Origin of the sequence: Aestuarium sp. (genome assembly GCF_023253315.1) — a bacterium.
GTDB classification, from domain to species: Bacteria; Pseudomonadota; Alphaproteobacteria; order Rhodobacterales; family Rhodobacteraceae; genus Marivivens; species Marivivens donghaensis.
In genome coordinates, this window is the sequence record NZ_JALRGW010000004.1 from 127120 (window position 1) to 142833 (window position 15714).

Consider the following 15714-nt stretch of genomic DNA (forward strand, 5'->3'; position numbering starts at 1 on the left):
GGACTTATGGGCGATATTTTAATCACCGATGACGAACGCGATATCCGCGAACTCATCTCGGACATTTTGAAAGACGAGGGTTTTTCGACCCGTATGGCTGCTAATGCAGATGAATGCATGGGCGCAATCGCGGCAGAAAAACCAGCGTTGATGATCCTAGATATTTGGCTCAAAGACAGCCACATGGACGGGATCGACATTTTGTCGAAGGTGAAAAAAGACCATCCCGAAATTCCGATTGTGATCATTTCTGGCCACGGCAACATTGAGATTGCAGTCGCTGCGATCAAACAAGGCGCCTACGATTTCATCGAAAAGCCTTTTAATATTGATCAGTTGCTGGTCGTTATTAAACGAGCAATGGAAACATCGCGCCTGCGTCGCGAAAACATCGCCCTGAAACGGTCTGATGGCCCGACGGCGGAAATGCTAGGCGATAGCGCAACATTCCGCATCATGAAATCGCAACTGGATAAGGTCACAAAATCCAATGGCCGCGTGATGTTAACGGGTGGTCCTGGTGCGGGCAAAGAAATCGCAGCGCGGTACATCCATGCGAATTCGAACCGCGCGGACGCTCCGTTTGTAGTGGTCAGCTCTGCGTCGATTGATCCAGATCGCATGGAAGAAGTTCTGTTCGGACGCGAAGGCACCGAGCGCGGCTTAGAGAAAGGGCTACTGGAGCAGGCGAATGGTGGCGTCATCTATTTCGATGAAATCGCCGATATGCCATTGGGAACACAGACCAAAATTTTACGCGTCCTTGTTGATCAAAAGTTCTCTCGCGTCGGCGGTTCCGATGTGATCGAAGTTGATCTTCGTGTGATCTCATCTACCAACCGTGACTTGAATGCCGAGATTGAGGCGGGTAATTTCCGCCAAGAACTCTATCACCGTCTGAACGTTGTGCCGATTGAGGTTCCGACCTTGGAAGAGCGGCGCGATGATATTCCGCTTTTGGCAGAACACTTTATCGCTGAACTGAATAAGTCGCAGGGCCTGCCTATGCGGGCGCTGTCCGAAGATGCCCGCGCCATGCTCCAAACGATGATTTGGCCAGGGAATGTGCGTCAGTTGAAGAACGTGATCGAACGCGTTCTTATCCTTGGCGATAGTTCCGAGCCGATCAGTGCTAAGGAGCTTCCAAATGTTGAGGAGAGTGCTGCGACCGAAGGGCGGATCGTTCTGTCTGGGGCGCTTGCGACTTTGCCGCTTCGCGAAGCACGTGAACTGTTCGAACGTGAATATCTGCTGACCCAAATTAACCGATTTGGCGGCAACATTAGCCGCACCGCGTCCTTTGTCGGGATGGAACGGTCCGCGCTACACCGCAAATTGAAATCTCTAGGCGTTGTGACGACCAGCAAGGCGGGCGCACGGATCGCCCAAATCGAACAGGATTAATTGCTGTTAGAACGATGAAATGATAGCGCGCAGATTGTTTTCGATGCTGCGCGCTGCGTCCTGCGCACTGTGGCGGCAGGTATCGCGAAGCATGAAGTAGACCTCAGGTCCAGATGCGACAAACACCATATCGCAGGCCTGATAGAAAGAGGTTCCGAGCTTCTGGCGCAGCGGGTCCATCGCCAAGCGGATCAGAGCCAAACGCCGTGCCGCGTAGGGAATAGCCGATACGTCAGAATTCGCGGCAGATGCCAATTTTTCCTGAGTTTTCGCGATAAACAACCGATATCCAGCCTCATTTCGCATCACGAAATCAATCACGATACGATTGGCGAGATTGACGCGATCAATGACAGACAAATCCTCAGTGCAGTTCGATTGAAAATGCTGGATAAAGTCGGCCTGCGCTCCAATGTCTTGGCTCGTGACGGCTTCGAGTTGGAGCGTCTCTGGGTTTGGAAAATACCGGTAGGCTGTCGCGGTGGAAATCCCTGCGCGTTCGGCAACAGTTGCAACGGTGACCACGCTTTGTTCAGCCATCAACTCTCGGGCGGCGTTCAAAAGTTGGTTTCTAGTTTTTGCCTTTTGAGCAATCCGACCGGTCGATTGAACCATTGAACGATGTAGTTTTGACATCACTAAACTCTTCTTACTGGATAATGTGCTGCGAATTTTATTCTTACAATTCAAGCATGACGATAGTTAATCCAATACACGCTATGGATTAGTAAGGAATTCCTTACCTGAGCGTCAAAGAGAGGGCTTCCATTGACCCTTTCCTGTGCATCTGCCACTTGTAGCCCAACCAAGATATTAGGAAGCTCGGTCATGAAAGTTATCATTTGTGGCGCTGGTCAGGTTGGTTGGCAGATTGCGCGCCACCTGTCTTCGGAACGAAACGACGTAACCGTTGTTGATAACAACCCCGAGCTGGTGCGCCGCGCGACAGAGACCTTGGACGTGAACGGCGTAACTGGACATGCATCCTATCCTGACGTGCTCGAACGGGCAGGGGCGCGGGATGCAGAGATGATCATCGCCGCAACGCATTCTGATGAAGTGAACATGGTCACCTGTCAGGTGGCGCACTCCGTGTTTGCCGTTCAGCGCAAGATCGCACGCTTGCGGGCACAAAGCTATTTGGACGCAATCTATTCCGATTTGTATCGTCGCGATCATCTGCCCATCGATGTGGTGATCAGCCCTGAACGCGAAGTGGCCGAGGCCGTACTGCAGCGGTTGTCATCGCCAGCGGCCTTTGACACTGAGAACTTCTTTGAGGGGAAGGCACAGCTTTTGGGGATCACCGTCCGCGAGGATTGTCCCGTTATCAACACGCCACTGCGCCAGTTGACCGACCTGTTTTCCACCTTACGCGCTATTGTTGTCGGTATTCGCCGCGAGGGAACACTGTTCGCACCCGCGCCAGGCGATCAGATATTTCCGGGCGATGATGTTTATGTCTTTACCAGCACCGATGACGTAACACGAACGCTAGAGGTTTTTGGCAAAACCAACGTCAAACAGGAGCGTGTGGTGATCATCGGTGGGGGCAATGTCGGCCTCGCTGTGGCGCGTGCTTTGGAAACCAGCACGGACCGCGTTCGTGTGAAGGTCATCGAGAAGAACCGTGCGCGAGCTGAGATTGCGGCTGACGCCCTAGAGCGGACGATTGTTTTGCATGGTGACGGCTTGAATGCGGCGCTCCTTGAGGAGGCGAACGTAAGCAGCGCGGATGCGGTCTTGGCGATTACGGACGACGATAAAACGAATATGCTGGCAGCGGTGCGTGCGAAATCTCTTGGCGCTGGTATGTCGATTTGTTTGACCAACGATCCGACATTGGTTCCGCTGATGGGGCCGCTCGACATCGACGCCTACATTAACCCGCGGGCCACAACGGTTTCGTCGATCCTACGTCATATTCGCCACGGTCGCGTGCGTGCCGTTTATTCGATTGGCGATGCCGAAGCCGAGATGATCGAAGCCTATGTCCTCGGTACTTCGCCGATTTCTGGACAACGTATCAGAGAGATTGATTTCCCAGAGGGCGTGCTGGTCGGTGGGATTTTCCGTGATCGGAAATACCTCAAACCCACTGGCGACTTGCGGGTAGAAGAAGGGGACATTGTTGCGATCTTTGCGATGACCTCTGATGTTCCTGCAGTGGAACAGTTGCTTCAGGTTTCGATCGATTTCTTCTGATGCTTAAGCGGATCACAGACCTTCCGTTTTTTGTCCTCCTTATGGGGATCTCGTCTCTGGCGATGATTGCGCCTGCGGCTTTTGCATTGTCGCATGGGCACCACGCGATTGCGCGTCCTTTCTTTTATTCGATGATCTTGTTCATGTTGCTTACGACCCTGATCGGGTTCGCAACACATGGCCAGCAACCGCGCCGCGTGGCGCGTAGCCACCTGATCACTTTGGTCGGCGCCTACCTGATCCTACCGATCCTCCTCGCCGTTCCATTTCACGAAGCCCACGGTCGCACGACGTTTTTTGATGCGTGGTTCGAAATGGTGTCGGATTTCACCACGACGGGGTCTACTCTCTATGACAGCCCTTGGCGGATGAATGCAGCGCTGCACCTTTGGCGCGCGATCGTGGGTTGGATGGGTGGTCTGTTTATTTGGATCACCGCTGTCGCGATCCTCGCCCCGATGAACCTGGGCGGGTTCGAGGTGCGGAATGCGGGTGCACCTCAGGGCACTGTGCAGAGCTTTGTTCAAATCACGCGGGTCGCAAATACGTCCGAGCGTTTGACGCGCTACACCCTTCAACTTGCGCCGCTCTATATCGGGCTGACATTCGCACTTTGGGTTGGTCTGTCAGCCGTCGGTGAACGTCCCTTTGTCGCTCTCATCCACGCGATGTCCACCATGTCGACCTCAGGGATTTCAGCGACGGGCGGTTTGTACTGGGCCAACGGCGGCGTTCTTGGCGAAATACTGATCTTCGCCTTTATGTTCTTTGCGGTCTCTCGTCTGACCTTCAGCAGCGATATCCTCGCCCAAGAAAAGGGCCGTTTGCGCAAAGACCCAGAAATTCAAATGGCGCTCTTATTGATCACGATTGTGCCGACGCTCTTGTATCTTCGCCATTACGTTGGCGTCCTTGAAGAACATCGCATCCACGGGCTTTTCACAGGTCTAAAGGCCCTTTGGGGTAGCGTGTTCACTGTAATGTCGTTCCTGACCACGACAGGGTTTGAATCACGTTACTGGTCGATAGTCGCGGATTGGTCCGAACTCTCAACGCCGGGGTTGGTTTTGCTTGGCCTGTCGATCACAGGCGGTGGGATTGCAACGACAGCAGGCGGGGTGAAACTCTTGCGGGTATATGCACTGTTCCGCCATTCAGAGCGCGAATTGGAACGGCTGGTGCACCCCAGCTCGGTCGGTGGATCGGGCCAAGAAGCGCGTCGTATTCGTCGGCAAGGGGCGCAGATCGCATGGGTATTTTTTATGCTCTTCGCGCTATCCATCGTAGGCGTGTTAACAGCGCTTTCACTAACTGGTGTGCAGTTTGAGAACGCAATGGTGCTCGCCGTTGCCGCACTGTCTACCACTGGTCCCTTGGTAGAGATCGCTGCTGAGGCACCGATTTCTATCTCTGGCGTGACCAATGAGGCCAAGATGGTGCTGGCGCTTGCGATGGTTCTGGGGCGGCTTGAGGCGCTGGCGATTATTGCTCTTTTCAACCCCGATTTTTGGCGCAAATAGACCCTACGATAGATGGTTGATTTTGGGGCTGGAATCTCTTTCGCGGGTTAGACATACTCACACCAAAGACGGAGGCCGGTCCGCGGCCACAAGAATAAAGGATAATATCAATGGCGGCCGACAAGCAGAACCTTCAGGATGCTTTTCTTAACCATGTTCGCAAAGCTAAAATCTCGGTCACTATCTTTTTAGTGAACGGTGTAAAACTGCAGGGCGACATCACGTGGTTCGACAATTTCTGTGTGCTCCTGCGCCGCGATGGTAAATCGCAACTGGTGTATAAGAGCGCGATCTCCACGATAATGCCGGCTGCACCTGTCAGCCTTTATGACGGCGAAGAGTAAGACCATCATGGAGGAAACGGACAGGCCTGCAACGCGGGCCTGGGTGCTCCACCCAGACATTAAATCAGATCGTAACCGCCGTGCTGCTGCTCCGGCGCTAGAGGAGGCTGTCGCACTTGCGGCGGCCCTTCCATCGTTGGAGGTCTTTGGTGCCACGGTCGTATCGCTCCCCAAAGTGCAGCCGGGTTATTTGTTCGGCTCGGGCAAGATCGAGGAATTGAACCAGCAGTTCAAAGCCGAAGAGATCGAACTCGTCTTGGTCGATGGCCACCTGAGTCCCGTTCAGCAGCGGAACCTTGAAAAGGACTGGGGTGTTAAGATCCTCGACCGTACGGGCCTGATCCTCGAAATTTTCTCGGATCGTGCACGTACCCGCGAAGGTGTGCTGCAGGTCGAAATGGCTGCCTTGTCCTATCAACGCACACGGCTAGTGCGGGCTTGGACCCACCTTGAGCGTCAGCGTGGTGGTTTGGGCTTTGTGGGTGGTCCAGGTGAGACACAGATCGAGGCCGACCGCCGTGCCATCGACGAACAGCTCATTCGTCTGCGCCGCCAGTTGGACAAAGTGGTTAAGACACGTGAACTGCACCGCAAGGCCCGCGCTAAGGTGCCGTTCCCGATTGTCGCGCTGGTTGGTTACACCAACGCTGGGAAATCGACGCTGTTCAACCGCGTGACCGGTGCGGAGGTATTTGCCAAAGACATGCTCTTTGCGACTCTCGACCCGACGATGCGTCGCCTTAATTTGCCAAGCGGTGAAGAGATCATCCTCTCCGACACCGTGGGCTTTATCTCTGACCTGCCAACGGAACTGGTCGCATCCTTCCGGGCGACCCTCGAAGAAGTTCTCGACGCCGATCTCATCGTTCACGTCCGTGACATCAGCCACGAACAGACCGAAGAACAGTCAGAGGATGTTCATACTATCCTTCAGTCACTTGGCGTTGCTGAAACAGAGCCAATGATTGAAGTCTGGAACAAGGTTGATCGCCTTGATGACGAACAAGCCGACGCGGTTCGGACACAGGCCGAGCGTACCGAAGATATCTTTGCAATTTCGGCGATTACGGGCGAAGGCTTAGATACGCTGCTCGACGCGATTTCATTGAAACTGCGTCCGGACCACATGATCGAGGTTCTGACCCTGCCATTTAGCGCAGGCAAAGCACGTGCATGGCTGTTTGAGCAAGGCGTAGTCGAAGCGGATGTTCAGACCGACGAAGGCTACCAGATGACGGTCAAATGGACGCAAATCCAGAAAGACCGCTACGCCCGCGTCTGATCAGTTCGGCACCAGCACAGTAACGCCCACGGCACCCGCACGCGCAAGGGATGGATCGAGCGACATGGGGATGTATTCCCCACGTCGCCACAGTTCGCCCATGTCATCGTAATAGCGGCTGAGCGGGTGGCCCGACTGACCCGTTGAAATGATAAAGACGGAACTATCTGGGTCCGCAAAATCATAAACCCCACGATACCCAGCAGCGTGAACATTGCGGAACGGGGTAGGGTCGACGCCGGAGGTCAGACCACGCAAAAGCGTGTTGTCGCCGCCCGAGGTCGATTGGTGAATATTCACGAACCAGCGCAAAATGGGCGCATCTGCGAGTGTTTTGTGCACATGCACAGCCGTATGCGCGTCGCCCCAACGGAGAGATTCCAGCGATCCGCTTTGGTTCTCAGAAATCCAGATCAACGCCTCATCCAAAGACTGCCGTGCGATGTCGACGCAGGTCTCAACAGGTGCAGATTGGATCACGTCGCACCAAGCAGAGGCACCACCGATATCGCGATAAACCCGTTCAATGAAAATAGGATCAACATGGGTAAAGGCATTGGCCACATCACCAAGTTCATCGCGGATCAAACGATCCTGTAACGCACGCATCCATGCCGCATAAATCAGCGGCTCGGGCAGGTGTTCGTTCATTTCACCATTCCACGAGGCCAACATATCGAGCGCCTGCTGGCGGCGACGTTCTGGTGTGCCTTCGGGTGCAGGATCGCCGGTGAACCACAGGTCCGCACCAACGAGAGGCAAGAGCGAACGGGCAGTGTAGCTGACCGTATCCAGCTGTGCCTCGATAAAGCTTTCCCGCGTGTGAACGCCTCGCGCCTGCATAAGGCGCTGCCAACGATAGATACGCTGACTGTCACCCCAGACATAGGACACATGGTTCGGGAACGCAGCGGTGCTGGTCTTGTTGTTGGTGTTGCCGATGATGCCACCCTCGGGATCGACGATCGACGGATTGCTGTCATAGGGCAGGGTGCCGAGCCATTGGTTCTGCGGAAGATAGCCATACGTCGGCATGCGGCCCTTGCTTTGGTGTGCTTCGTCGCGCGACGGGATCGCACCGATGGTTTGCATGGCGATGCCATTCGGATCAGCCAGCATTAGGTTTTGTGCGGGCGCGATATAGTTCTGACCCGCTGCGATAGCCGACCGAACAGAGCGGGAGCGCATGATGCCCATGGCCGCGGACAATGAGGTGTCCTGATCGCTCAGCCCCGTCCAAGCCAGAGACACGACATGACCCGCTGGACGAATGGTTGCGAGGTTAAATTGATCGGGTGGCAGAACAGGTCCATTCTGGGTCCATAAGAGTTTGAGCGTTACGGCAGGCGCATCGGCGATTTCAATGATGCTTTCGCGAGTTACAAAGTCGGCCCAGCCATCCGCGGTGCGATACCGATTGGATTGGTTTTCATCGACCTCTTCGAGGTAGAGGTCCATATCGTCGGCCCAAGCGCTGGTGATCCCCCAACCGAGGCTCGCGCTGCGTCCCGTGAGCACCACAGGTACACCGGGAATCGTTGCGCCAATAACGCCACCAGTCGACAGCTCCAACCGTGCCAAATACCATGGCGATGGCGCGGTCAGCATCCCATGCGGATCATTGGCGAGAAGGGTCGATCCGGACGTCGATCGTGACGGACCCGCAGCCCAAGCGTTCGAGGCACCCGAAAAATCAGCGGCAGGAAGACCCGCGCGCGAAGCGTCGGACCAATCGAACGCAACATTAGTTGGCAGATCGTGAACAAGCGACGCATAGGATGGCAGCGCAGTGACGCTCGTTCCCGGAACCTCGGGCAAAATATCATGGATACGGTCGTCAGCGATGCGCTGCGACACGCTGGCGCGCAGAACTTCGGCCTGAAGGTGGCCGCTTTGACGGAAGGCATAGAGTTTAAAGAGCGCGATACTATCGGCAGGCTGCCAAGGGGCGATGGGCTGATTGAACACCCACATTTCGGGTGCGCCACGACCTCGCACGCCGTTGTTCACCTCGGTCAACCATGCGTTCACCCCAGCGCTATAGGCTTCAAGTGCAGCTTTGGTTTGGTCATCCTGCGCCTCAACGCTCGATAACGACAGATTATAAAGATCCAGACGCCGCATTAGGATATCGGACGGCAGCATCGATTGCCCGAACACCTGAGCCATGCGTCCTTGGGCGGTACGGCGATCGGTAATCATCTGCCACATGCGGTCTTGGGCATGGGCAAAACCAAGCGCAAAGAAAACGTCGGGATCGGTTTCACCGAAAATATGCGGCACGTCAGAATTATCGCGCACAACCTCGACCGTTGCGCCCAAACCATTGACAGCGATTGTTTCGTTGTAATCGGGCAGGGACCGTGAGGCGAAATAATAGGCCAGCACGAAAGCCGCCAAGGTCAAGCCAATGAGCCCCGACGCAAGCCAAAACATCAAACGAAACACGGTGATCATACTGCCCCCAACGCACAGCATCGGCGTTCGTTATGGTGCCGACGGCTCTACTTATCGTGATGGTGCATATTCGGCAAAAGCAAAAGGGACAAGCCCGCGGCCAAATATGAAAACGGGGCCCAGAGGCCCCGCTTTGTTAGTTTTCTGGAAGCATCCCACGGGGATTGAACCGCAAGACAAAGAGGAGGACCAAGCCCATGGTAAAGAGCCTCATGTGCGCTGCGGCCTCTGTGATGCGAACGGCAACCCAGTGACCTTCGGGCAGGCCATAGGTCAACACTTGAGCAAGCCACTGGCCCAGCGGTTCAACCTTGACCCAGAGCCACCAGATTAGGAAGCCACCGAGAACAGAACCGAGGTTATTGCCAGAGCCACCAACGATCACCATCACCCAGATGAGGAACGTGAAACGAAGTGGGTGATAAGACGCAGGGGTCAACTGACCATCAAGCGTTGTCATCATTGCGCCTGCGAAACCACAGACCGCAGACCCGAGGATAAAGATCTCGAGGTGACGGCGGGTGACGTTTTTTCCCATCGCACGCGCAGCTGTTTCGTTATCCCGAATGGCGCGCATCATACGGCCCCATGGGCTGTGACGCGCCAACTGCGACAGAACGAGAATCGTCACAAGCACAGCGGTGAACAACAGTGCGTAACCGATCTTTACGTAGAGCGTCGACGCTGTCACGGGATCGAGGCCAAGGCTCGCCGCATTCGCCACAAACTCGGCACTCTGCTGAAGGTCGACTTCGTAAGGAACGGGACGCGGCAGGCCGTTCACGTTCTTTGCACCACGCGACAACCACTCTTCGTTTTTAAGGATCGCAACGATGATCTCTGCGATGCCGAGTGTCGCGATGGCAAGGTAGTCAGACCGCAGACCAAGCGCTGTTTTGCCGATAATCCACGCAGCACCCGCCGCAAGGAGACCACCAACAGGCCAAGCGACCAACACAGGCAGGCCAAGGCCACCAATGTTCCCTGTGACCGACGGATCAATCGCCTCTACCGCCTGAACGCCGCTATCGAACACAGCGCGGTAGAGGAAAAAGCCACCGATCAGGATCGCAAGGGTCAATGCGCCACGCAGACGACCTTGGGGCAGTTTCATCCGCATCAGGATCGTGCCAGCTATCGTCAGCGCACCAAGGATCAGACCCAGGATGATCCGATACCCACCAGCCGACCAGCTCTCGGTCACGGGCGGAAGCGAGGTCACCACAACAGCCAGACCACCCAAGGCCACAAAGCCCATGATGCCCGTGTTAAACAGACCCGCATAGCCCCACTGAAGGTTCACCCCCAACGCCATGACAGCCGAAACCAGCGCCATGTTCAGGATCACCAAGGAGGTGTTCCATGAGCCCGAAAAAATCCAGAAGTTCGTGCTGCCCTCAATGATGAAAAGTGCAGCCATGAAGCCAAAGAATAGGATTGCACGCATGGATTGGGTCATACGGATTGCCCCTTGAATAGGCCGGTCGGTTTAAACAGAAGCACGACAACTAGGATCGCGAAACTGACCGCAAATTTATATTCGGTCGACATCAACTGCAGCAGACCATTCGGCTCTAGTGCTTCGGGCAGCAGATAGATCGCGACCTTTTTCCAAACGTAGGTGACCATGACCTCTGAGAAGGACACGACGAACCCACCGACAATCGCGCCAAGCGGGTTGCCGAGGCCACCAACGATCGCGGCCGCAAAGGTCGGCAGCAGCAGCTGGAAGTAAGTATAGGGCGAATAGGCCTTATCAAGGCCATAGAGAACGCCAGCCGTCGTCGCGAGCATAGCCACGATCACCCAAGTCACCATCACAACGCGGTTCGGGTTGATACCCGACAGGAGCGCCAAATCTTCGTTGTCCGAAAAAGCGCGCATGGATTTACCAGTGCGGGTCTTGTTCAGGAACCAGAACAGCCACGCCACGATTGCAATGGCGACAACGAGGGTCAAGACTTGGGTCGTGCGCAGCGAGAGGGCTTCGTCGAGACCAGACCACTCTTTGAAATCACGTGCCTTGATGATGAACCGCGTGCCGTCGTCAAAGGTTTGGTCCTTCACGCCAGCCATGAAACGAATAAGACCGTTCATCACGAACATAACGCCTAAAGATGCCATCACAAAAATGATCGGAACAGCGCGTTTCTTGCGGTAAAAGCGGTAGATCGCAAAGTCGGTGCCGACGAGAAGAACAGCCGTAATCGCAATGGCAAAGGGCAGGGCGAGGAGGGCGGTTGGAAGCGGCCCGAGGCTGATGCCCCAGGATTGGAACAACGTCGTAATGCCAATGGTTACGACGGTGCCAAAGGCCATCGTGTCCCCATGCGCAAAGTTAGAGAACCGCAGGATCGAATAGATCAGCGTCACACCCAACGCACCCAGAGCAAGCTGAGCGCCATAGGTCGTTGCGGGAATGATAAGGAGGTTGGTGATCGCCACCACAGCGTTGAGGAAATCCATATTAACCCCCGAGGAAGGAACGGCGGACTTCAGGGTCGGCCAGTAGGTCTTTGCCCGTGCCAGTGTGGGCGTTTGCGCCCTGAACCAGAACGTAAGCACGGTCGGCGATTTCGAGCGCCTGTTTGGCGTTCTGTTCCACCATCAGGATCGGAATACCTGTGCGGCTGACCTCAATGATACGGTCAAAGAGTTCGTCCATCACAACGGGCGATACGCCAGCGGTCGGCTCGTCAAGGAGGAGCACTTTGGGCTTTGTCATCAGAGCACGGCCAACAGCCACCTGCTGACGTTGACCGCCAGACAGTTCGCCCGCGGCCTGAAAACGTTTGTCACGCAAGATCGGAAAGAGGTCATAGACCTGCTCCATCGTCTCGCGGAAATCGTCGGTGCGAATGTAGGCGCCCATTTCGAGGTTCTCTTCGACCGTCATCGACGGGAAGATGTTGCGCACCTGCGGGACAAAGCCCATGCCTTTTATCACGCGCTCTTGCGGCGAGAGTTTGGTGATGTCCTCACCATCAAGGCGCACAGCACCAGAGCGGACGTTCAGCATCCCAAAGGTCGCTTTCATCGCGGTCGATTTACCGGCCCCGTTCGGGCCAACGATCACGGCGATTTCGCCTTTGTTCACAGAGATTGTGCAATTGTGGAGGATGTCAGGACCACGGCCATAGCCGCCCGTCATGTTGTCCCCGATCAGGAATGGTTCGCTCATGCGCCCACCTTGTCTTTGTTCTTGAGGCCAGTACCGAGGTAGGCTTCGATCACCTGTTCGTTGGCCTTGATTTCAGCGAGTGTTCCTTCGGCCAGAACCTTGCCCTCTGCCATACAAATGACTGGGCCACAGATCTTGCCGATAAAATCCATGTCGTGTTCGATCACAACGAAGGTGTAGCCGCGCTCTTTGTTGAGCTGGAGGATGGCATCACCAATGGTCATGAGGAGGGTGCGGTTCACACCAGCGCCGACCTCGTCAAGGAATACGATCTTTGCGTCGACCATCATCGTGCGGCCAAGCTCCAACAGCTTTTTCTGGCCGCCAGAGAGGTTACCCGCTTTTTCGTCCGCCAGATGGCTGATGGTGAGAAACTCTAGAACCTCGTCGGCTTTCGCACGCAAGGCGCGTTCCTCGTCCGCGATACGCTTACGACCAAACCAAGTGTTCCAAAGGGTTTCACCCGATTGACCCGCAGGAACCATCATGAGGTTCTCACGGCAGGTCATCGAATGGAATTCGTGTGCAATCTGGAAAGTCCGCAATAGGCCTTTGCCAAACAGATCATGCGGGGGCAGGCCAGTGATATCCTCACCGTCCATCATCACGCGTCCAGAGGTTGGCTCTAGAACGCCCGCGATCACGTTGAAAAGAGTGGTTTTTCCGGCACCATTCGGACCGATCAACCCAGTGATCGAGCCTTTTTCGATGCTCAGAGAAGCTCCGTCAACGGCATGAAAGCCGCCGAAGTGTTTATGGAGGTTGTCGACGACAATCATATTGATCCCCAACGGCGCGATTGATCGCGCTCATCTTATGGAAAACGGCGCGGGGACAAACCCCGCGCCGCAAAGAACGTCATTTCTGACGATTAGCGGTATTCAGCGGTTACCATTTCGCCACCTTCAAAGGTGACAACGCGGTAGGAACCAGCAGCTTCGCCGCCGTTTACCAGTTCAACGCCAGTCGCGCCAATCAGGTCAACGTCGCCGCCAGCTGCGAGGATTTCGAGAGCTTTACCCAGTTCGCCCGGCATGATCGGCTCACCCGGAGCGTTCGCAACCGACTCTACGTATTCTTTGTAGACGTTCGGATCGGTCGAGCCAGCAGCCTGCATCGCAAGCAGGATCAAAGCAGCAGCGTCATAGGATTCCGACGCGTAGGTGCCTTCACCGTTGAAGCCGTTAGCGAGGCTAACGAAAGCTTGATAACCAGGGTTGTCCGAACCAGGAGCCTGACCGTAGGAACCGTCGATGTCAGCACCGAAAGTTGCCGGCAGTGCGTCACCGATCATCCCATCAGGGAAGTGGAACAGGTCGAATGCGCCAGCGTCGATCGATGCGCGAACGATATCGCCGCCACCTTGGTCAACGTAGCCAGCAACAACCAGACGCTCACCGCCAGCAGAGGACAGCGCTGCAACTTCTGCAGAGTAGTCACCTTTGCCAACGTCGTGCGCAGCAGAGATAGTGACGGTGCCGCCCATGCCTTCGTATGCAGCTTGGAAGCTGTCTGCGAGGCCTTTGCCGTAGTCGGAGTTGATGTAGGTCAGAGCGACCGAGCCAACGCCTTGCTCTTTGAGCAGTTCAGCCATCACAACGCCCTGACGTGCGTCAGACGGTGCAGTGCGGAAGAAGAGACCGTTGTCTTCGACGGTCGACAGGCCCGGGGAGGTCGCGGACGGCGAAACCATAACCATGCCATTCGGCACAGCAACGTTCTGGAGGATCGCACCGGTTACACCAGAGCAGTCAGCACCAAAGATACCAGCAACGCCTTCAGCGATCAGTTCTTCGGCAGCAGCGGTCGCAGCAGCAGCGTCAACGCAGGTCGAGTCCTTGCGGATCGGCGTAACAGTCATACCGCCGAGCAGGTTGCCCGATGCAGAAACTTCGGCCATCGCCATTTCAGCGCCAGCAGCCATGTCAGGTGTCAGCGATTCGATCGGACCAGTGAAACCAAGGATAACGCCCAGTTTCACTTCGTCTGCCGAAGCAGCACCAGCAACCAGAGCGGTGGCCGCAGTGGCCAGCAGCAGTTTTTTCATTTTTAGACTCCCTATCGGATGTTCTTATCCTGTAGTGAAGCTAATTGGACCATTTGGAAAAGTGAAGCGGTGACGCAAGGTGAATTTTCCCGCAGACGGGTGTAAACTCCGTCAATTAGCCTGCGAGACGCCTAAAACGGTCAAGAAAGCAGAGATTTGACTAGTCGCGACGCCCATGTGCACCGCGTTCGCGGTAGGGTGTGGTCTGGTAATGCGCACGATAGCATTTCGAAAAATGCGACGGTGAGGCAAAGCCGCAGGCGAGAGCGACGTTGATCACACTCATGTCGGTTTGCATCAGCAGGTTCCGCGCTTTTTGAAGACGCAGTTCCATATAATAGCGCTTTGGCGACCGTGTAAGATATCGACGGAAGAGGCGCTCTAGCTGGCGGGTCGACATGCCCACATCTTTGGCGAGGGTCGCTGGGCTGATTGGCTCTTCGATGTTCTGTTCCATCATCTGAATCACGCGGCTCAGTTTTGGATGGCGAACACCGATGCGGGTCGGGATGGACAAACGTTGCGTGTCTTGGTCGGTGCGGATCGACGAATAGATCAGCTGATCTGCCACTGCGCTGGCGAGCTCTTCACCGTGATCGTCCGCGATGATTTTCAGCATAAGATCGAGGGAGGCCGTGCCACCCGCAGCCGTAATGCGATTTCCGTCGACGACGAAAACCGATTTCGTCAGGTCAACTTCTTCGAATTCTTCGGCAAAGCTGTCTTGGTTTTCCCAGTGGATCGTCGCACGTTTTCCATCAAGGAGACCCGCTTTTGCCAGCGCATAGCTCGCCGTGCAGAGACCGCCCATGACCACGCCACGACGCGCCTCACGACGGAGCCAATTCAGCACGCGTTTGTTCGTGGCTTTTTGAACATCGATTCCACCGCACACGATAACAACATCGTCGCGGGTGAGTTCATCGAGGTCCATCTGCAGCTTAAATTCAGTTCCGTTCGAACAGGCGACCATTTCGCCGCCATCACCCGCGAGAGCCCATGAATACAGCTCAGCATTCGACATGCGGTTCGCAATGCGCAAACACTCCACCGCGCTTGCAAAGGACAGCATAGTAAATTGTTCCAAGAGCACGAAGACAAAACGCTTTGCTTTCTTGGGCGCTTCGACTTCGACGATTTGAATTTCTGTGTCCATTTGGGTCTCGAAAACGGAGGTGATTTTCGACCACAACATCTTTTTCTCGACAAAGGCAAGAGTTGTTTGTTTGCGACCCCAGTGTCGCTAAAGGACAGGTCACAAATTGAGCAAAGTG

General features: G+C 55.3%; 13 protein-coding genes. 5 read left to right on the forward strand and 8 right to left on the reverse strand.

Annotated elements, in window-relative coordinates:
• Nucleotides 1-6: 6 nt before the first annotated feature.
• Entirely contained in the window at nt 7-1404 is a 1398-nt protein-coding gene (gene ntrX, locus AC1QQ2_RS04370; protein WP_105235081.1) for a nitrogen assimilation response regulator NtrX, read from the forward strand.
• Nucleotides 1405-1410: 6 nt separating this feature from the next.
• Here ntrX and AC1QQ2_RS04375 read toward each other — a convergent pair whose 3' ends face one another.
• On the reverse strand, nt 1411-2040 hold the full coding sequence (locus AC1QQ2_RS04375; protein WP_105235082.1) for a TetR/AcrR family transcriptional regulator: 630 nt from the start codon (nt 2038-2040) through the stop codon (nt 1411-1413).
• A 192-nt stretch (nt 2041-2232) separates the two neighbouring features.
• On the opposite strand from AC1QQ2_RS04375, the gene trkA reads away from it, so the two are divergent.
• The 4 genes from trkA (at nt 2233) to hflX (ending at nt 6755) form a co-directional block, all read left to right on the forward strand.
• Entirely contained in the window at nt 2233-3609 is a 1377-nt protein-coding gene (gene trkA / locus AC1QQ2_RS04380; RefSeq protein WP_249947080.1) for a Trk system potassium transporter TrkA, read from the forward strand.
• Nucleotides 3610-3650: 41 nt separating this feature from the next.
• Nucleotides 3651-5129 (forward strand): TrkH family potassium uptake protein, encoded by a 1479-nt coding sequence (locus AC1QQ2_RS04385; RefSeq protein ID WP_479712226.1) that lies wholly within the window; start codon nt 3651-3653, stop codon nt 5127-5129.
• A 110-nt stretch (nt 5130-5239) separates the two neighbouring features.
• Nucleotides 5240-5473, forward strand: coding sequence for an RNA chaperone Hfq (gene hfq / locus AC1QQ2_RS04390; RefSeq protein WP_067545032.1), 234 nt, complete (start codon nt 5240-5242; stop codon nt 5471-5473).
• Entirely contained in the window at nt 5457-6755 is a 1299-nt protein-coding gene (hflX, locus tag AC1QQ2_RS04395) for a GTPase HflX (RefSeq protein WP_479712227.1), read from the forward strand. The genes hfq and hflX overlap by 17 nt, the downstream gene beginning before the upstream one ends.
• On the opposite strand, the gene AC1QQ2_RS04400 is transcribed toward hflX, so the two are convergent.
• From AC1QQ2_RS04400 to AC1QQ2_RS04430, 7 genes are all read right to left on the reverse strand, one after another.
• Nucleotides 6756-9212: a penicillin acylase family protein gene (locus AC1QQ2_RS04400; protein ID WP_479712228.1), complete on the reverse strand. Its 2457-nt coding sequence runs from the start codon at nt 9210-9212 to the stop codon at nt 6756-6758. It abuts the gene before it with no gap.
• A 136-nt stretch (nt 9213-9348) separates the two neighbouring features.
• Nucleotides 9349-10671: a branched-chain amino acid ABC transporter permease gene (locus tag AC1QQ2_RS04405; protein WP_249947084.1), complete on the reverse strand. Its 1323-nt coding sequence runs from the start codon at nt 10669-10671 to the stop codon at nt 9349-9351.
• Nucleotides 10668-11678, reverse strand: a complete 1011-nt coding sequence (locus tag AC1QQ2_RS04410; protein ID WP_105235087.1) for a branched-chain amino acid ABC transporter permease — start codon at nt 11676-11678, stop codon at nt 10668-10670. Before AC1QQ2_RS04410 ends, AC1QQ2_RS04405 begins: the two co-directional genes overlap by 4 nt.
• A 1-nt stretch (nt 11679) precedes the next feature.
• The gene (locus AC1QQ2_RS04415) at nt 11680-12393 is read right to left on the reverse strand and encodes an ABC transporter ATP-binding protein (protein WP_105235088.1); all 714 of its coding nucleotides are present in this window, start codon (nt 12391-12393) and stop codon (nt 11680-11682) included.
• On the reverse strand, nt 12390-13172 hold the full coding sequence (locus tag AC1QQ2_RS04420) for an ABC transporter ATP-binding protein (protein WP_249943925.1): 783 nt from the start codon (nt 13170-13172) through the stop codon (nt 12390-12392). Before AC1QQ2_RS04420 ends, AC1QQ2_RS04415 begins: the two co-directional genes overlap by 4 nt.
• A gap of 92 nt (nt 13173-13264) precedes the next feature.
• On the reverse strand, nt 13265-14440 hold the full coding sequence (locus AC1QQ2_RS04425; protein WP_479712229.1) for an ABC transporter substrate-binding protein: 1176 nt from the start codon (nt 14438-14440) through the stop codon (nt 13265-13267).
• A gap of 160 nt (nt 14441-14600) precedes the next feature.
• Nucleotides 14601-15596 (reverse strand): GlxA family transcriptional regulator, encoded by a 996-nt coding sequence (locus tag AC1QQ2_RS04430; RefSeq protein ID WP_105236351.1) that lies wholly within the window; start codon nt 15594-15596, stop codon nt 14601-14603.
• Nucleotides 15597-15714 lie beyond the last annotated feature (118 nt).